The 16,339-nt window shown below is 68.7% G+C and carries 15 protein-coding genes and 2 pseudogenes; 6 read left to right on the top strand and 11 right to left on the bottom strand.

The annotated features are described in order from the left end of the window. Window positions 1-19: 19 nt before the first annotated feature. A complete protein-coding gene (gene cpdR / locus MU852_RS09455; protein ID WP_054764657.1) occupies window positions 20-376 on the bottom strand; it encodes a cell cycle two-component system response regulator CpdR in 357 nt (118 codons plus the stop codon). Between the two features lie 221 nt (window positions 377-597). Here cpdR and MU852_RS09450 point away from each other — a divergent pair, with 221 nt between their 5' ends. Then, window positions 598-1,314, top strand: coding sequence for an N-formylglutamate amidohydrolase (locus tag MU852_RS09450; RefSeq protein ID WP_249749385.1), 717 nt, complete (start codon window positions 598-600; stop codon window positions 1,312-1,314). Between the two features lie 270 nt (window positions 1,315-1,584). Here MU852_RS09450 and MU852_RS09445 read toward each other — a convergent pair whose 3' ends face one another. Then, window positions 1,585-2,268, bottom strand: a complete 684-nt coding sequence (locus tag MU852_RS09445) for a DUF599 domain-containing protein (protein ID WP_249749384.1) — start codon at window positions 2,266-2,268, stop codon at window positions 1,585-1,587. Between the two features lie 142 nt (window positions 2,269-2,410). Between MU852_RS09445 and ppa the strand changes: the two are divergent. Together ppa and hslU are read left to right on the top strand one after the other, a co-directional pair. Next, window positions 2,411-2,970, top strand: a pseudogene (ppa, locus tag MU852_RS09440) (inorganic diphosphatase). A gap of 131 nt (window positions 2,971-3,101) precedes the next feature. Next, window positions 3,102-4,394, top strand: coding sequence for an ATP-dependent protease ATPase subunit HslU (gene hslU / locus MU852_RS09435; RefSeq protein WP_249751910.1), 1,293 nt, complete (start codon window positions 3,102-3,104; stop codon window positions 4,392-4,394). A gap of 10 nt (window positions 4,395-4,404) precedes the next feature. On the opposite strand, the gene MU852_RS09430 is transcribed toward hslU, so the two are convergent. The 3 genes and pseudogenes from MU852_RS09430 to groES form a co-directional block, all read right to left on the bottom strand. Continuing rightward, window positions 4,405-5,544, bottom strand: coding sequence for a hypothetical protein (locus MU852_RS09430; RefSeq protein ID WP_249749383.1), 1,140 nt, complete (start codon window positions 5,542-5,544; stop codon window positions 4,405-4,407). A gap of 244 nt (window positions 5,545-5,788) precedes the next feature. Continuing rightward, window positions 5,789-7,437 (bottom strand): annotated as a pseudogene (gene groL / locus MU852_RS09425) (chaperonin GroEL). A gap of 111 nt (window positions 7,438-7,548) precedes the next feature. Next, on the bottom strand, window positions 7,549-7,836 hold the full coding sequence (gene groES / locus MU852_RS09420) for a co-chaperone GroES (RefSeq protein WP_201215817.1): 288 nt from the start codon (window positions 7,834-7,836) through the stop codon (window positions 7,549-7,551). Window positions 7,837-8,132: 296 nt separating this feature from the next. Here groES and MU852_RS09415 point away from each other — a divergent pair, with 296 nt between their 5' ends. Next, on the top strand, window positions 8,133-8,576 hold the full coding sequence (locus tag MU852_RS09415; protein WP_249749382.1) for a hypothetical protein: 444 nt from the start codon (window positions 8,133-8,135) through the stop codon (window positions 8,574-8,576). Between the two features lie 58 nt (window positions 8,577-8,634). Here the strand turns inward: MU852_RS09415 and pgi are convergent, their stop codons facing one another. After that, the gene (gene pgi, locus MU852_RS09410; protein WP_430641128.1) at window positions 8,635-10,242 is read right to left on the bottom strand and encodes a glucose-6-phosphate isomerase; all 1,608 of its coding nucleotides are present in this window, start codon (window positions 10,240-10,242) and stop codon (window positions 8,635-8,637) included. A 121-nt stretch (window positions 10,243-10,363) separates the two neighbouring features. Between pgi and MU852_RS09405 the strand changes: the two genes are divergently transcribed. Both MU852_RS09405 and MU852_RS09400 read left to right on the top strand, forming a co-directional pair. Beyond that, entirely contained in the window at window positions 10,364-10,840 is a 477-nt protein-coding gene (locus tag MU852_RS09405; protein WP_249749381.1) for a hypothetical protein, read from the top strand. A 128-nt stretch (window positions 10,841-10,968) separates the two neighbouring features. Continuing rightward, a complete protein-coding gene (locus tag MU852_RS09400; protein ID WP_249749380.1) occupies window positions 10,969-11,331 on the top strand; it encodes a hypothetical protein in 363 nt (120 codons plus the stop codon). Window positions 11,332-11,423: 92 nt separating this feature from the next. On the opposite strand, the gene MU852_RS09395 is transcribed toward MU852_RS09400, so the two are convergent. The 5 genes from MU852_RS09395 to lnt form a co-directional block, all read right to left on the bottom strand. Further along, window positions 11,424-12,002 carry a redoxin family protein gene (locus tag MU852_RS09395; protein ID WP_249749379.1) on the bottom strand — a complete coding sequence of 193 codons (579 nt, stop codon included), beginning with the start codon at window positions 12,000-12,002 and terminating at the stop codon, window positions 11,424-11,426. A 28-nt stretch (window positions 12,003-12,030) separates the two neighbouring features. Next, a complete protein-coding gene (locus MU852_RS09390; RefSeq protein WP_249749378.1) occupies window positions 12,031-13,479 on the bottom strand; it encodes a protein-disulfide reductase DsbD family protein in 1,449 nt (482 codons plus the stop codon). Next, entirely contained in the window at window positions 13,385-14,062 is a 678-nt protein-coding gene (locus MU852_RS09385; RefSeq protein WP_249749377.1) for a protein-disulfide reductase DsbD domain-containing protein, read from the bottom strand. The genes MU852_RS09390 and MU852_RS09385 overlap by 95 nt, the downstream gene beginning before the upstream one ends. 219 nt (window positions 14,063-14,281) lie before the next feature. Continuing rightward, the gene (locus MU852_RS09380; RefSeq protein ID WP_249749376.1) at window positions 14,282-14,689 is read right to left on the bottom strand and encodes a helix-turn-helix domain-containing protein; all 408 of its coding nucleotides are present in this window, start codon (window positions 14,687-14,689) and stop codon (window positions 14,282-14,284) included. A gap of 1 nt (window position 14,690) precedes the next feature. Further along, window positions 14,691-16,316 (bottom strand): apolipoprotein N-acyltransferase, encoded by a 1,626-nt coding sequence (gene lnt / locus MU852_RS09375; RefSeq protein ID WP_430641219.1) that lies wholly within the window; start codon window positions 16,314-16,316, stop codon window positions 14,691-14,693. Window positions 16,317-16,339 lie beyond the last annotated feature (23 nt).

Here is a 16,339-nt window from a genome sequence, read left to right as displayed (position 1 = left end):
GCCTACGGGCGGGTCGGCGTCAGGCGGCGACCATCCGCTCGACCTCGTTGACCAGGTCGCGAAGGTGCACCGGCTTGGACAGGACCTTGGCCTGGGGCGAGGCCTGGGCGGCGGTCAGGGCGACGGCGGCGAAGCCGGTGATGAACATGATGCGCAGGCCCGGCTGGCGCGCGGCGGCCACGCGGGCCACCTCGATGCCGTCGGCGCCGGGCATGACGATGTCGGTCAGCAGCAGGTCGTAGGGGCCGTGCTCCAGGGCGTCGATGGCGTCGTCGCCGTTCTCGCAGTCGATCACCTGATGGCCCGCCCGCTCCAGCGCCCGGGTCAGGAAGCCCCGCAGGGAACTGTCGTCTTCGGCCAGAAGGATGCGCGCCATGCGGAGGTAAGCCCTGTGAAACTGACAGGACCCTAGGCGGCCAACGGTAAACCGCCGATGAAATTCAGGGGTCCGGCCGCTTCCGTCCACAGCGAAACGGGTTATGGCGGAGACATGACCGGCGGCGACGCGCCCTTTCTGATCACCCGCCCCCGGCCTCGGCGCCGCGGACCGCCCTGGTCTTCGCCTCGCCCCATTCCGGCGACCGGTATCCGGCGGACATGGCCCCCGCCCCCGGCCTGTCGTCCCAGAGCCTCCGAAGCGCCGAGGACGCCCTGGTCGCGCGCCTGATCGAGGACGGGCCGGCGCACGGCGCGCCCCTGATCGAGGGCCGGATCGGCCGCGCCTATCTGGATCTGAACCGTGACCCGCACGATCTGGACCCCGCCCTGGTGGACGGCGCGCCCATCCCGGCCGGCCCCAAGGCGGCGGCGGGGTACGGCGTGGCCCCGCGCCTGGCCGGGGACGGGGCGCCGCTTTACGACCGTCGTCTGACGCTGGCCGAGGTCCAGGCCCGGATCGCCGAGGTGCACGCCCCCTATCACCGGGCGCTGGGCGAACTGATGCGCGAGACGCGGGCGGAGCACGGGCGGGCGGTGCTGATCGACTGGCATTCGATGCCCGCGCGGGCGGCCGACGTCGAGGTGGTGCTGGGCGACCGGCATGGATCGGCCTGCGCGACGCGGCTGACCCGGCGGCTTCGGGCGCTGTTCGAAGGGCTGGGCTGGCGGGTGGCGCTGAACCACCCCTACGCCGGCGGATGGTCGACCCAGCAATGGGGACGCCCCGACGACGGGGTCGAGGCGATCCAGATCGAGATCAATCGGCGGCTCTATCTGGACGAGACGACCCTGAGTCCCGGCGCCGGCTGGGGCCGCACCCGGCGGGCCTTGGGTCGGGTCGTCGCCGGCCTGTGCGCCGAAAGCTGGGCCGGCTGAGGCCCCGCCACGCCGTCGTCGATCGCGGATAAAAAAAGCCGCGCCCGAAGGCGCGGCATGAAAAGTCTATAGGGAGGAAACGCCCAGGAAGGGCAAGACGCCCGGAGGCGTCGACAGGCAATCTAGGTTGCGATGCACAATGGGTCAAGGGCGATATGCGGGCGCAGGGTCACGCCGTGTAACAGAAATGCGCCAGTGGGAACGATACCAGGCCCTGCTGGCGGTCAATTTCCGCCGGCGCGCTCCTCGCACCTGCAAAATGATCACCGATCACTCGCCCAGCAGCCGCCGCGCATTGCGGATCGCCCGGGCCGCGGGAGACGCCTCCTGCCGATAGATCAACAGGCCGAACGACGACGCCACGCCCAGAGCCAGCCAGGCCGGCCCGAACAGCCACGCCGCCGCCGCCAGAGCGAAGTAATAGCCGCGCACCCCCTGGCTGAACGCGCCCAGCGCCGGATTCAGCAACTGCCCCGCCGCTTCGGCGAAGGCCTTGCGGTCGGTCTTGTGGTGCACCTCGGGCGCGGCGCCGATCAGGGCCAGGGCGTAGTTCATCTGGCGCAGGGCCCAGATGAAGTCGAGAAAGCCCCGCGTCAGGCAGACCAACACCAGGGCCAGCTTGGCCTCCAGCAGCTTCAGCGGCACGTTCTCGGCCCCGACGGCGGCGAAACCGCGCAGCGCGCTCTCTCCTCCGAACAAGATGCCGGCCACCGCCGCGATCAGCAGCAGGTTGGTGGAGGCGAAGAAGGAGGCCGAGTTGATCGAATGGCCCATCAGCTGGCTGTCGACGAGCTTCAGCTCGCGGTGGGTCATAGACTCCATCCACACCGCCCGCACATGGACCATGTCGGCGTTCAGCGAGCCGCCGCGCCGGCTGATCGCCTTCAGCAGGGGCGCATAGCCCAGCCAGCAGATGAAGAAGAGGGCCAGGGCGGCCCAGTCGAACCATGTCATGGCCCCACCCTGACGCCCGCCATCCTCGGCGACAAGAGCCCGCGCGGGCGCGGGCGGGACTGAGGTCGCGCTTGCCGTGGGGCCGTCAGGGGCCTATCACCCTTCGCCTTTCGATTTTTGCATCGCAACAAGAACAGACGCCATGAACCTGGACGCCATCCCCGTCGGTCCCAACGCGCCTTGGGACATCAACGTCATCGTCGAGATCCCGCAGGGCGGCCTGCCGGTGAAGTACGAGATGGACAAGGCGTCCGGCGCCCTGTTCGTCGACCGCTTCCTGCACACGGCGATGTATTATCCCGGCAACTACGGCTTCGTGCCGCACACCTGTCGGACGACGGCGACCCCTGCGACGTGATCGTGCTGAATCCGACGCCGGTGGTGCCGGGCTGCGTCATCCGCTCGCGCCCGATCGGCGTGCTGAAGATGGTGGACGAGGCCGGCGGCGACGAGAAGATCCTGGCCGTGCCGGTCGACAAGCTGAACCCCTATTACACCGAGATCGCCAGCTATCGTCAGCTGCCGGCCATCCTGATCGAGCAGATCGAGCACTTCTTCACCCGCTACAAGGACCTGGAGAAGGGCAAGTCGGTCACCGTCAAGGGCTGGGGCGACGCCGGCGAGGCCGCCGACCTGATCGCCCTGGGCATGAAGGCCCACCAGGACAAGCTGGCCAAGAACAAGGCCGCCAACGCCGCCTGATCGGGCGACATCGCCGAGCCGCATCGAGGCGCCCTCCGGCCGGAGCGGCGCCTTTTTGCTGCGCGACGCCGTGTCCGCGCGGCCCCTCTCCCGCTCGGCGGCGGGACGCCCTATCTCAGCGGCATACCGATCTGTCCCCCCGCGAAATCGTCTCCGAACTCGACCGCTTCATCGTCGGCCAGCAGGAGGCCAAGCGCGCCGTGGCCGTGGCGCTGAGGAACCGCTGGCGCCGAAAGCGCGTCCCTGAAGACCTGCGCGACGAGGTGACGCCCAAGAACATCCTGATGATCGGCCCCACGGGCGTCGGCAAGACCGAGATCGCGCGGCGCCTGGCCAGGCTGGCCGGCTCGCCCTTCCTGAAGGTCGAGGCGACCAAGTTCACCGAGGTCGGCTATGTCGGCCGCGACGTCGACCAGATCATGCGCGACCTGGTCGAGAGCGCCCTGGTCATGGTGCGCGATCGCCGGCGCGGCGAGGTGCGCGCGCGGGCGGAGGGCGCCGCCGAGGACCGCATCCTGGACGCCCTGGTCGGTCCCGGCGCCGGGCCGGCGACGCGCGACAGTTTCCGCAAGAAGCTGCGCGCCGGCGAACTGGACGACAAGGAGATCGAGGTCGCCCTGGCCGACACCACATCGCCCATCCAGGGGCTGGACCTGCCGGGCGGCGGCAACGTCGGCCTGCTGAACCTGTCGGAGATGCTGGGCAAGATGGGCGGCGGCCGCACCAAGACGGTCAAGCTGGCCGTGCGCGACGCCACGGCCCCCCTGATCGCCGAGGAGGGCGACAAGCTGCTGGATCAGGAGAGCCTGACCAAGGAGGCCCTGCTGCTGGCCGAGAACGAGGGCATCGTCTTCCTGGACGAGATCGACAAGGTCGCCGCCCGGTCCGAGGCGCGCGGCGCCGACGTGTCGCGCGAGGGCGTCCAGCGCGACCTGCTGCCGCTGATCGAGGGCACCACCGTCTCGACCAAATACGGGCCTGTGAAGACCGACCATGTGCTGTTCATCGCCTCGGGCGCCTTCCACGTGGCCAAGCCGTCGGACCTGCTGCCCGAGCTTCAGGGCCGCCTGCCGATCCGGGTCGAGCTGAAGGCCCTGACCCGCGACGACTTCAAGCGCATCCTGACCGAGCCCGAGGCCAATCTGATCCGCCAGAACCAGGCCCTGCTGGCCACCGAGGACGTGACCCTCACCTTCACCGACGACGCGGTGGAGGCCCTGGCCGACGCGGCGGTCGCCGCCAATCCCGCCATCGAGAACATCGGCGCGCGGCGGCTCCAGACCGTGCTGGAGCGGGTGCTGGAGGACACCAGCTTCCGCGCCTCCGACCTGTCGGGCCAGACCATCGCCTTCGACGGCGACGCCGTGCGCGACAAAGTCAGCGACTTGGCGAAGAACGCGGATTTGAGTCGGTTTATACTGTAGGAAGAAGAAGCTACTCCGCCCTGAACGCTCTGGGGTCGTCTGGCCCACTGTAAGAATGCAGGTTTTCTGCAAACATCATCAGGGTTTTAGAGGCAAATTTATCCGCGTCTAATCTGAGGATTGGCAGGTCTTCTAAAAGTCCAAAACGTCCGCCGTGAGAGATTTGTGATCTGCCTTTTTGGTAAATTTGATCAACAATCTTCTCAAGAGTTCTGCCATCTGATGAGATAATCTCGCCTTTTTCTACATCCCATAATTTTTGACACAGTTGGACTATGCCGGCGTATTGGCCCCCTCCAGATAGTATATCGAGTGAAATACCGATTTTGACGATCCCTATAAAGTCATCTTGACTCCTCCGTGATTCGCCGAACCAATACATCGACTCAATCCACCGTCTCTTGAGGCCTTGGTAAGCACCAGCTTCGTCACGTCGGGTGAGGATTTCGACGATATCGCCGACCATCTGAAAATACGTTTTGGCCTCTCCGAGAAATCGTTCGATCTCGTCCTTTGACGATCGCAGGCCAAAAACCTCTCGCGATCCACTCCATCCCACAAAGCCATTCTGAAATCGCGTGGTCGTCTCTACCCGCCGAGCTTCGTAGGAGTCTGAAGGACCTCGAATTTCTCGCGATTGTGACAACGACAGCGGAAGGGCCAGTGCGTCCAATGCAACGCGAATGCATATTGAGGCATGCTCAATCGAACGCTCATAGGAGCGTTCCTTGATGGACACGCTGCCGATCCACGGAGCAGAGGCAAAATCTGACAGATGCTTCGCTTCTACGTGATCGTCAGACCCGACGGTCAACACGCGATCCCTCCACGCATTGCCTGTTTCCAAGCAAACAGGGCCGAGAAACATCCGCTGCGTATCGTGATGTCGAAACAGATGAACTTTGAAGAAGTGCTCAGACTCTCCGATCCAGTCTGATACTTCGCTGTCGATCTCGCGCCGAATTTGATCCGCTGTTAGGGCATCTTCTAATGATGCGTATTGAGGGGAGGTTATGAGACGCCCAATTGCTTTCGAAGCAGCCTTCTTTGCTTCTGCGACAGATACCTTCGATCCAGCTTCGGAGCTGCGTCTCCATTTAACCGCGATCTGATTTACGGCTCGAAGACCCTCCGGCGTGATCCAAACCACTCGGTCTTCGCCAGCCGGCAAATTGGCGGCATGAGATAACCATCCAACAACTTCCGCATCTCGATGCGGGACTTCCCTTAGAGGGAATTTATGCCGCTGATGACCGCGCCGATGAGATTGGAATAGGGGACGTCTTGCATTCAGAAATAGAACCCCAACCCACCAACACTGGATAGTCCCAAACGAAAAAGGGCGGGCCATCGCTTGGCCCGCCCTTCCGCATTCAACGTCAGGTGACGTGGACTTAGAAGTCCATGCCGCCCATGCCGCCCATGCCGCCGCCCATGTCGGGGGCGCCGCCGGCCGAGGCCTTCTTCGGCGCATCGGCGACCGCGGCTTCCGTGGTGATCAGGATGCCGGCCACCGAAGCGGCGTCTTGCAGGGCGGTGCGCACGACCTTGGCCGGGTCGATGACGCCCATCTGCACCAGGTCGCCGTACTCTTCGGTCTGGGCGTTGAAGCCGTAGGACGCCTGGTCGTTCTCCAGCACCTTGCCGACCACGATCGAGCCTTCGACCCCGGCGTTTTCCGAGATCTGACGGATCGGCGCCTGCGGGCGCGGCGGACGATGGCCACGCCGGCGTTCTGGTCGGCGTTGTCGCCCTTGACGTCGGCCAGGATCTTGGAGGCCTTCAGCAGCGCGATGCCGCCGCCGGGAACGATGCCTTCGTCAGCCGCGGCGCGCGTGGCGTTCAGGGCGTCGTCGACGCGGTCCTTCTTTTCCTTCACTTCGACTTCGGTCGAGCCGCCGACGCGGAGGACCGCGACGCCGCCGGCCAGCTTGGCCAGACGTTCCTGCAGCTTCTCCTTGTCGTAGTCCGAGGTGGTGTCCTCGATCTGGCGCTTGATCTGGGCCACGCGGGCTTCGATCTCTTCCTTGCCGCCGACGCCTTCCACGATGGTGGTGTCGTCCTTGGTGATCGAGACCTTCTTGGCCTTGCCCAGCATGTCGAGCGTGACGCTCTCCAGCTTGATGCCCAGGTCTTCCGAGATGACTTGGCCGCCCGTCAGGATGGCGATGTCTTCCAGCATGGCCTTGCGGCGATCGCCGAAGCCCGGGGCCTTGACGGCGGCGACGCGCAGGCCGCCGCGCAGCTTGTTGACCACCAAGGTGGCCAGGGCCTCGCCCTCGATGTCCTCGGCGATGATCAGCAGCGGACGGCCCGACTGGACCACGGCTTCCAGGATCGGCAGCATGGCTTGCAGGCTGGTCAGCTTCTTCTCGAACAGCAGGATCAGCGGCTCTTCGAGAACGGCCTCCATCTTGTCGGCGTTGGTGATGAAGTAGGGCGACAGATAGCCGCGGTCGAACTGCATGCCTTCGACGACGTCGACGGTGGTGTCGGCGGTCTTGGCTTCCTCGACGGTGATGACGCCTTCGTTGCCGACCTTGGCCATCGCCTGGGCGATCAGCTCGCCGATTTCGCTATCGCCGTTGGCCGAGATGGTGCCGACCTGGGCGATTTCCGAGTTGTTCGAGACGGGCTTGGAGTTGGTCTTGATCTCTTCCAGCACCAGGCCGACGGCCTTGTCGATGCCGCGCTTCAGGTCCATCGGGTTCATGCCGGCGGCGACGGCCTTGAGGCCTTCCTGCACGATGGCTTGAGCGAGAACCGTGGCGGTGGTGGTGCCGTCGCCCGCCTTGTCGTTCGTCTTGGACGCGACTTCGCGGATCATCTGGGCGCCCATGTTCTCGAAGGCGTCTTCCAGCTCGATTTCCTTGGCGACCGAGACGCCGTCCTTGGTCGAGCGCGGGGCGCCGAAGGACTTCTGGATCACGACGTTGCGGCCCTTGGGACCCAGGGTCACCTTGACGGCGTTGGCCAGGACATTGACGCCCTTGAGCATCTTGTCGCGGGCGTCGGTGTTGAACTGTACGATCTTGGCGGCCATGCGTGGCTGCTCCTCTGAATAGGGTGATTGGTGAATCGTGAGTCGTGATTGATGCGGATCGCGGAGCGCGCGCAGGCGCGCCGCTCACGAGTCACGCATCACGAGTCACGTTCAGGACAGGACGCCCAGGACGTCCGATTCCTTCATGATGATCAGGTCGTCGCCGTCGATCTTCACTTCCGTGCCCGACCACTTGCCGAACAGGATGCGGTCGCCGGCCTTCAGCTCCAGGGCGTTGACCTTGCCGGAATCGTCACGGGCGCCGGGGCCCACGGCGACGACTTCGCCTTCCTGGGGCTTTTCCTTGGCCGTGTCGGGGATGATGATCCCGCCCTTGGTCTTGGATTCTTCTTCAACGCGCTTGACCAGCACGCGGTCGCCGAGCGGACGAAACGCCATCGGTTGTCTCCCTTGATCCCCCGGATGGGGCGATTGTGAACAGTCGGTCGGCCCTCCCCCGATCGCCGTTTTGGCAGCCGACCGGCGAGAGTGCTAACGCGGCCGGGAGTTAGGCAGGCCCGCCGGCCGGGTCAAGCGGCGCGGCCCGGAATCTGTCGCGAAACTTCGGTGACGCATGAACTGAAGATGAACGTCCGGCTCCGGGGGCGTTCAAGGGCGGGACGTTAGAACCGACCCAACGCTCCAGGCATTTCCCTTCCGGAACGCCTCGGCGCCCAGAGACAAGGAGACGAACCATGACGAAGATGCTGAAGATCACCGCCCCCAAGGCCGTGGCTCTGGCGGCCGCCCCGGTCGTCGCCCTGACGATGATGGCGGCCCCGGCCTCGGCCCAGTCCTACCGCCACGATCGCGACCGCGACGACAACAGCGCCGAGAACGCCCTGATCGGCGCCGCCGTGGGCGGCCTGGCCGGCGCCCTCCTGGGCAATGGCGACGGCACTTATATCGCCGGCGGCGCCCTGGCCGGCGCGGCCCTGGGCGCGGTGGCCACCAATCGCGGCTCGGGCTGCGAATACTACCGCGGCGGCCGCTGCTACCGGAACCAGGGCCACTGGGAGCGCGAACACGGCATCGACCGCAGCCGGTCGGGCTACGACTACCGGTACGACAACCGGCGTTACAATTCGCGCCACGACTATCGCCGCGACCGGGACTATCGCTACGATCGTCGCTGGTAAGGCCTAGAGCCTTGAAATGAGGAAGGGCGCTCCGTTCGGGGCGCCCTTTTTCGCGGCCTCAGCCCATCAGCCGCGTCATCAGGGCCGCGGTGGACGGGTCCAGGTCCGGGCTGGGGCCGCCCGCCTGGACATCCTGCAGGATCGCCTTGGCCAGCACCTTGCCCAGTTCGACGCCCCACTGGTCGAAGCTGTTGATGTCCCAGATCACGCCTTCCACGAAGGTCTTGTGCTCGTAGAGGGCGATCAGGGCGCCCAGGGCGCCGGGCGTCACGCGCTCCATGACGATGGCGGTGGACGGGCGGTCGCCGGTAAAGGTGCGGTGAGGGGCCAGGCGCGTCGCCTCTTCCTCCGACAGGCCCTGCGCCAGGCCCTCGGCCCTGGCGGCCTCGGTCGTCTTGCCCAGCATCAGGGCCTGGCCCTGGGCCAGGGCGTTGGACCAGAGGGGCGACTCCGGCGCGTCCTCATGCGTGCGGGCCACGATCACGAACTCGGCCGGGACCACCTGCGGCCCCTGGTGGATCTGCTGGAAGAAGGCGTGCTGGCCGTTGGTGCCGGGCTCGCCGAACACCACCGGGCAGGTCTGGCGCGTCACCGGCGTTCCGTCGCGATGCACCCGCTTGCCGTTCGACTCCATCTCCAGCTGCTGCAGGAACGACGGCAGGCGGCGAAGCGCATGGGCGTAGGGCGCCACCGTTCGCGCCGGGCGGTTCAGGCCGTCGACGTTGAACACCTGGGCCAGCGCCAGCAGCACCGGCGCGTTCGTCTCCAGCGGGGCCTCGACGAAATGATCGTCCATCTGCGCCGCCCCGGCCAGCATGGCCTCGAACACCTCCCATCCCAGGGCGATGGCGCATGACAGGCTGACCGCCGACCACAGCGAATAGCGCCCGCCGACCCAGTCCCGGAAGGCGAAGGTGCGGCCGCAGCCGAAGGCGGCGGCCCGCTCCGGCGCCGCCGTCACCCCGATGAAATGCTTCGTCATGCCCTCGGCCGGAAGCGACGCCGCCAGCCAGGCCTTGGCCGCCTCGGCGTTGGCCAGGGTTTCCTGGGTGGTGAAGGTCTTGGACACCACCACGACCAGGGTCGTTTCCGGGTCCAGCCCGGTCAGGGCCTCGGCCATGTCGCGCGGGTCGATGTTGGCGACGAAGCGCAGGTCGATGGTCGGCTCCAGCGGACGCAGCGCGTCCCACACCACGCGCGGCCCCAGGTCCGATCCTCCGATGCCGACGTGGACGATGGCCTTGAACGACTTGCCCGTCGCCCCGGCCTCGGCGCCGGACCGGACGGCCTCGGCGTAGGCCTTCATCTCCGCGCGCACGGCGTCCACCTCGGCCGAGACGGGTTCGCCCAGCGCCTGGAAGTCCGCGCCCGCCGTCGCGCGCAGCGCCGGGTGCAGCACGGCCCGGCCCTCGGTCAGGTTCACCGCCTCGCCGGCGAACAGGGCGTTCCGCCTGCCCTCCACGTCGCAGGCGCGCGCCAGGTCCAGGCAGGCGTCGAAGGCGGCCTTCGTCCAGCTCTGCTTCGACAGGTCCAGATAAAGGCCCGCCGCCTGGACCGACATTCGCGCCAAACGGTCGGGATCGGCGGCGAACTGGTCGACGATGCGGGTCTTGCCGGCCTCGGCGGCGGTGCGGTCGAAGGCGGTCCAGGCGGCGTCGCGGCTCATGATCGGTCCTCAGAAGCGGTCGGGGGAGGCGATAGGGTAAACACTCGTTTACGGGTCGGGCGTATCCTGGTCCAACGTCCTAGCGGACGTTGAAACAGGAAGTCAGCCCCTCGAGGTCCCCATGTCCTGCGGCGTCGCCCTTTCCATCGCCCTGATGGTCTCCAATCCCGCGGTGGCCCAGGCCGCGGCCCAGCCGCCCGCCGCGCCGGGCGCGCCGACGTCGGTGGCGGGCGAGCCGCTGTTCGCCGACATCATCGCCCGGTCGACCGAGCTGAAGGCCCTGGTCGACGGCTGGGCCGCGTCCCGCGCCGCCGACGCCGACGGCTTCTTCGCCGGCCCGGTCTTCACCGGCTTCAAGACCCGCGCCGAGGCCCTGTCCCAACTGGACATGCAGGGTCACCTGATCCTGAAGGAGCGCGGCACGGACGGCGACCTGAAGTGCATCCTGCGCGGCATCTCCGAGGACATCCCCAAGAAGGTCGCCGCCGTCCAGGCCGCCCCGACCCCGGCCGAACGCGCCGTGGCCCTGTCGGAACTGTCCTATCTGCTGAACGACAACGTCGAGGTCATCACCGCCCCGCCGCAGCCGGAGGTGTAGGGGCGGCGCAGACTTTCGCCCACCCCCTGCGGAGAGGGAGATTTCTTATACAACCAGAGGTAGCGTCCTTTCCCGCGCGGCGCGACTCACTTATCGTCGTTCCATCACCTGACGGAGAGACCCTGGCGATGCGACGGACCCTGATAGCGGCGACAGTCGCCCTGTTCGGGCTGTCTGGCTTCGCCGAAGCGCCGCCGCGCTATGTCATCTCCTATTCCGTCAGTGATCATGGCGTCACCCAGATGCGGGGCGAGGCGCTGATCGCCGAGGACGGGGACGTCAGCGTGCAGGGGTCCGATCGGGACGGCGGACACGCCTTCAACGCCACACTCTATACGACCGATGAGGGACTGGTGCTGACGACGTCGCTGTGGCGCGGCAACGACAAACTGGCCGAGCCGAGCCTGGCGATGGCAAAGGGCGGACAGGCCAAGATGGTGATCGGCGGCGATCAGCGGCGCATCGTCATCGAGATCGCGCCCGCCGACTGATCCCTACCCCTCCACCGTCTCCGGATATTTGATGGAACAGCCGTAGGGCTGGGCGAAGCGGGTCTGGACCGGCCGGCCGGCCTCCATGTCGGTCAGGGCCGCGCGGACGAAGTTGGTCGCGCCGTCCAGGTCCTCGGGCCTGTTGGTCGGCCGGTCGTCGATGCCGCCCTCGAAGACGATGCGGCCCTGGGGATCGATGACCCGCATGTCCGGCGTGGTCTTGGCGTCGTACAGCTTGCCGACCTCGCCGGTCGGATCCAGCAGCAGTGGGTCCAGGCGCCGTCGTGCTTGGCCTTGAACGCGCGCGCCGCCTCGCCCTCGACGAAGCCTTGCGCGCCGGGCGCCGAGGACACGATGGTCAGCCAGACCACGCCGTCGCCGGTCGCCTCGCGCTGCAAGGCCTGCATGGCCCCGGCGCCATAGTGTTTCTGGACGTAGGGACAGCCCTCGTTCGTCCACTCCAGCACCACGGTCTTGCCCCGGAAGTCGGCCAGCGAGCGCTGCGTCCCCTCGGCGTCGACCAGGGTGAAGGCCGGGGCCATCCCCGCCTGCGTCGCGGCGGCCGGGTTCGCTTCGGTCGATGCGGTCTCAACGGGCGCGGCGGCCTCCTGCTGTTGGCACGCGACGAGCGTCAGCGTGGCGAAGGCGGCGAGGGTCAGGCGGCGGATCATGACGGCGTTTCCCTGATACGGGCCGCGGTCAGCGCGCGGCCTCCTGAAGCGACTCTATCACGAGCCCCTCGGTCAGCAGCTGCGGCAGAATGCGCGGCTCGCCCCCGCCCGCCGGATACAGCAGATACAGCGGCACGCCCGAGCGCCCATGACGCTCCAGCTCGCGGGCGATGGCGTCGTCTCGCCGGGTCCAGTCGCCGACCAGATAGACCGCGTTCGTCGCCGTGATCGCCTGGCCCACGCGGGCCGAGGACAGGGCCGCGCCCTCGTTGATCTTGCAGGTCACGCACCAGTCGGCGGTGAAGTTGACCAGGACAGGCCGGCCCTGACCCTGAGCCGCGCGCACCGCCTCGGGCGACCAGGGCTGCGACGCCAGCACGGTTTCGGCCGACGCCTCGCCGGGCTCGACCGCCGGCGCCCGCGCCGCCGCCACGCCGGCGACCGCGGCCAGCGCCAAGGCGATCAGGGCCGCCGCCCCGCTGAGCCATCCCCTTCGATCGGCAGCCCGCTCGCCCTGCATCAGGCCGAACAGCCACAGGGCCAGGGCCAGCATGAGGCCCGCCCCGAACAGCAGGGCCAGGGCCGCGCCGCCGGTCTGGCGCGCGAACACCCAGGCCAGCCACAGGGCCGCGCCGTACATCGGAAACGCCAGCAGCCGTCGCAGCCGCTCCATCCACGGCCCCGGCCGGGGGAAGCGCCGCAGCAGGCCCGGCGACAGGCTGACGACCACATAGGGCAGGGCCAGCCCCAGCCCCAGCATCAGGAAGACCCCCAGCGCCGCGGGCCACGGCATGACCAGGGCCGCGCCCAGGGCCACGGCCATGAAGGGCGCGGTGCAGGGCGCCGCCACCACCACCGCCAGCACCCCGGTCAGGAAGGCGCCCGCCCCGCCCGAGACGTGCGACAGCCGCCCCGCCCCGCCCTGCAGCGACCCGCCGATGTCGAACACCCCCGACAGGTTCAGCGCCACCGCCAGCATCAGCAGACCCAGGACCGCGATCACCGCCGGCGACTGCAGCTGGAAGCCCCAGCCGACGGCCTGTCCCCCCGCCCGCAGCGCCAGCAAGGCCCCGGCCAGCACCAGGAAGGTCGCCAGAACCCCCGCCAGGAACAGCAGGCCGTCGCGCCGCGCGACCCGCGTCTCGTGCGCCGAGGCCGACAGCGCCGCCGCCTTCATCGCCAATATGGGAAAGACGCAGGGCATCAGGTTCAGGATCAGCCCGCCCAGCAGCGCCAGCAGCGCCGCCTGCAACAGCCCGGCCGCCGTCGTCGCGCCGCCGCCCGCCGCGGCCTGCCGCTCGCCCGCCTCGCCCGAAATGGCGCGTCCCGTCGTCCCGCCCAGCGCCGCGCCGGGTTCGGCCGTGATCTCCCACGCGCCCGCGTCAGTGGCCAGCACGCCCGCGACCGGCCCGGTCAGGCCGCCGCGCGCCCCGCGTCCCGGCGCCAGCGTCAGGGTCAGCCCCGCATCGCCCCGCATCGCCGTCTGGTCCGCCGCATGGTCGACGATCCCGCCCTGGAAGGCAAAGAAGTGCGCCCGGCCGATGTCCGCCCCCGCCAGCGGTCCGCCCGCCGCGCTCAGCGTCAGCCGCCCGTCTCAGCGCGATCCGCGCCTGGATCGGCGCCGGCCGCGGCGCCTGGACCAGCACCGCCTGGATGGCCGCGCCGTATGCGGGGTCCAGCGGCGCGGCGCCGTCCCGGACCTCGATGTCGAGGGCCAGCGGCAGCTCGTCGGGCACGCACATCTGGTCGCTGCACACCATGAACAGCGCCTGGGTCCGCAGCGCCAGCACCTGGCCCGGCCGGGCCGAGGCCGGAACCTCGATCGGCACGGGCAGCAGCACCGACCCGGAATAGCCGTAGTTGACCAGGCTCTGCAGCCGCTGGCGCTCGGGCAGGGGCCAGACGATCTCGCCGGCCCTGACCCCCGCCGGCAGGGTCCAGTCCAGCGTCGTCGGCCCGCCGGAATCGCCCGGATTGCGCCAATAGGTATGCCAGCCCGGCTGGATGTCCTGGCGCACCGCCACGATCAGGGTCGATCCGGGCGTGGCCCATTGCGACATCGCGACCAGCTCGGCCTCGATCCGCTCGGTCCTGCGGTCCCAGCCCGACCAGGGCGGCGGCCGCGGGCGATTGCACGGCCTGGGCCTGGGCCGCGACGGGCGCCAGCAGAAGGCCGAGGATCATCAGGAGCAGGCGCAAATGGGGCATCCGTCGGGCAAGAGGCGGCGCCACCCTAGCCCGCGCGAGCCCGCGCATCCACCGACAGGCCGCCGCAGCGCCTACTCCCCGGCGCCGTCCTCCAGCATCTCGCGCATCATCTCCAGGATCAGCTTCTGCTTGCGCAGCGGCAGCTGGGGGGCCAGGCGCGCGATCTCCAGCGACTGGCGCGTGGCCGGATGGTCGTGATCGAAGGCCGGCGCGGTTTCCTCGGCCAGGCCGGGCCGGCTGCTGTAGCCGTCGAAGAAGTAGGGAATGCCGACGTTCAGGAAATCCGCGATCTCGAACAGCTTGGACGCCGAGATGCGGTTCTGGCCCTTCTCGTACTTCTGCATCTGCTGGAAGCTGACGCCGACCGCCTTGCCCAGCGCCGTCTGGCTGAGCCCCAGCCCGAGGCGTTTTTCCTGGACGCGACGTCCGACGTGGCGATCGACGGGGTGCGGATCCTGAGTGTCCTCGCCGCGCGCCATCTCACACCCTGCTTGACTGTACCGAATCGGGACGAACCTTAATGCGCGCCGCCAGAGGCCACAAGCTTAAGGCCACGCTTAGAAGGAGCGCCAGGCCGAACGGCCCGTCGCCCCACCGGCCATAGGGCGTCACGCCCGCCGCCTGGGGCAGGCGCGCGTCGATCACCCCCATGACGCCGGGGTCCAGCCGATCGCCGTCGACGATCCGTCCCCAGGGATCGATCATGGCCGAAATCCCCGTCGGCGTGGCCCGGGCGATGGGCAGGCCCGTCTCGATGGCGCGATAGCTGGCCAGGTTCAGATGCTGGCGCGGCCCGGAGGTCTTGCCGAACCAGGCGTCGTTGGACGCATTCACGATCCACGCCGGCCGCCCCGCCGCTCCGGGCGTGAAGCCGGGATACAGGCTCTCGTAGCAGATCAGCGGCTGGACCGGCGGCGCGCCGGGCAGGCTGATCGGCGCCGGCGTCGGCCCGGCCGAGAAGTCGCTGGGCATATGCACCAGGCTGCGCAGGCCGACCGCCGTCATCACCGACCCCAGCGGCAGATATTCGCCGAACGGCACCAGCCGGTGCTTGTCATAGACGGCCGCGACCCGCAGGCCCGCCCCGCCCTCGTCATGCAGGGCGAACAGGCTGTTGTGATAGCGCGCGCCGTCGGGCGCCGCCGGGTCCGCCTCGCCCCGCGCCAGGCCCATCAGCAGGGTCTGGCCGGGTTGCAGGGCCCGGGCGATCCCCTCGCCTTCCCAGGCGCCGGGCGCGAACACCTGATAGTCGGCGGCGGGCAGGGATCCTTCGGGCCAGACCACCACGTCCGGTCTGCGCGCGGCCGGCTGCGCGGTCAGCCGCAGGTAGCGCTCGACGATCGAGCGGTAGGCCTCGGGCGTCCATTTCGATTCCTGGTCCACGTTCGCCTGGACGATCCGCACCACCGTGTCGGTGAAGCGCAGCTCGGCCCCGCCCAGCCGCGCCGCGCCGAAGCCGGCGACCCCGATCAGGGCGGCCAGCCCAAGCCCGGCCGACATCCAGCGGCCCCGCCACGGACCCGGCCCGACCAGGGGACCCAGCGCCGTGACGCCGGCCACCGTGACCAGGCTCAGCCCATAGACGCCGGCGACCGAGGCGAACTGCGACAGGGCCCCGCCCGCGCGCCAGCTGGCGCCGGCCGGGTTCCACGGAAAGCCGGTCAGCACATGGCCCCTCAGCCATTCGAAGGCGCAGAACAGGGCCGCGAACAGCAGCACGCGCACGGCCCCCAGGGGCGCGAACCGGCGATACAGGGCGCAGGCCCCGCCCCAGAACAGGCCCAGCCCGGCGGGCAGCAGGCTGGCCGCGAACGGCGCCATCCACGCCTGTTCGGGATTGACGAAGAAGGCCTCGGCCACCCACCAGCAGCCGATGAAGAAATAGGCGAACCCCGCCAGCCACCCCATCCAGAAGGCCCCGCGCGGACGGTCGGACCGCTCGGCCAGGATCATCAGCAGCGGATAGCCCAGGAGGCCGATCAGGACCCCGAACGGCGGATGCGCCAGCGCCGCCCCGGCCCCCGCCAGCAGCGCCAGCACGATGCGGATCGTCCGCCAGGCCCGCCGGCGACGCGGTTCGGGCAGGGCGCGGATCGGCGCGGCCATCCGGTTCAGCACGGCGTCGGGCG

This window comes from Brevundimonas albigilva, from assembly GCF_023503965.1.
Taxonomy (GTDB): domain Bacteria; phylum Pseudomonadota; class Alphaproteobacteria; order Caulobacterales; family Caulobacteraceae; genus Brevundimonas; species Brevundimonas albigilva.
Note: the sequence above shows the minus strand (reverse complement) of the source record. Positions and strands in the feature narration are given on the sequence as shown.

What these genes read in the sequence shown, in the direction of transcription:
- cpdR (WP_054764657.1), bottom strand. Translation starts at nt 376, where the DNA reads ATGGCGCGCATCCTTCTGGCCGAAGACGACAGTTCCCTGCGGGGCTTC.
- MU852_RS09450 (WP_249749385.1), top strand. Translation starts at nt 598, where the DNA reads ATGGCCCCCGCCCCCGGCCTGTCGTCCCAGAGCCTCCGAAGCGCCGAG.
- MU852_RS09445 (WP_249749384.1), bottom strand. Translation starts at nt 2,268, where the DNA reads ATGACATGGTTCGACTGGGCCGCCCTGGCCCTCTTCTTCATCTGCTGG.
- groES (WP_201215817.1), bottom strand. Translation starts at nt 7,836, where the DNA reads ATGGCGTTTCGTCCGCTCGGCGACCGCGTGCTGGTCAAGCGCGTTGAA.
- MU852_RS09415 (WP_249749382.1), top strand. Translation starts at nt 8,133, where the DNA reads ATGACGAAGATGCTGAAGATCACCGCCCCCAAGGCCGTGGCTCTGGCG.
- pgi (WP_430641128.1), bottom strand. Translation starts at nt 10,242, where the DNA reads ATGAGCCGCGACGCCGCCTGGACCGCCTTCGACCGCACCGCCGCCGAG.
- MU852_RS09405 (WP_249749381.1), top strand. Translation starts at nt 10,364, where the DNA reads ATGTCCTGCGGCGTCGCCCTTTCCATCGCCCTGATGGTCTCCAATCCC.
- MU852_RS09400 (WP_249749380.1), top strand. Translation starts at nt 10,969, where the DNA reads ATGCGACGGACCCTGATAGCGGCGACAGTCGCCCTGTTCGGGCTGTCT.
- MU852_RS09395 (WP_249749379.1), bottom strand. Translation starts at nt 12,002, where the DNA reads ATGATCCGCCGCCTGACCCTCGCCGCCTTCGCCACGCTGACGCTCGTC.
- MU852_RS09390 (WP_249749378.1), bottom strand. Translation starts at nt 13,479, where the DNA reads ATGCGGGGCGATGCGGGGCTGACCCTGACGCTGGCGCCGGGACGCGGG.
- MU852_RS09385 (WP_249749377.1), bottom strand. Translation starts at nt 14,062, where the DNA reads ATGTCGCAATGGGCCACGCCCGGATCGACCCTGATCGTGGCGGTGCGC.
- MU852_RS09380 (WP_249749376.1), bottom strand. Translation starts at nt 14,689, where the DNA reads ATGGCGCGCGGCGAGGACACTCAGGATCCGCACCCCGTCGATCGCCAC.
- lnt (WP_430641219.1), bottom strand. Translation starts at nt 16,316, where the DNA reads ATGGCCGCGCCGATCCGCGCCCTGCCCGAACCGCGTCGCCGGCGGGCC.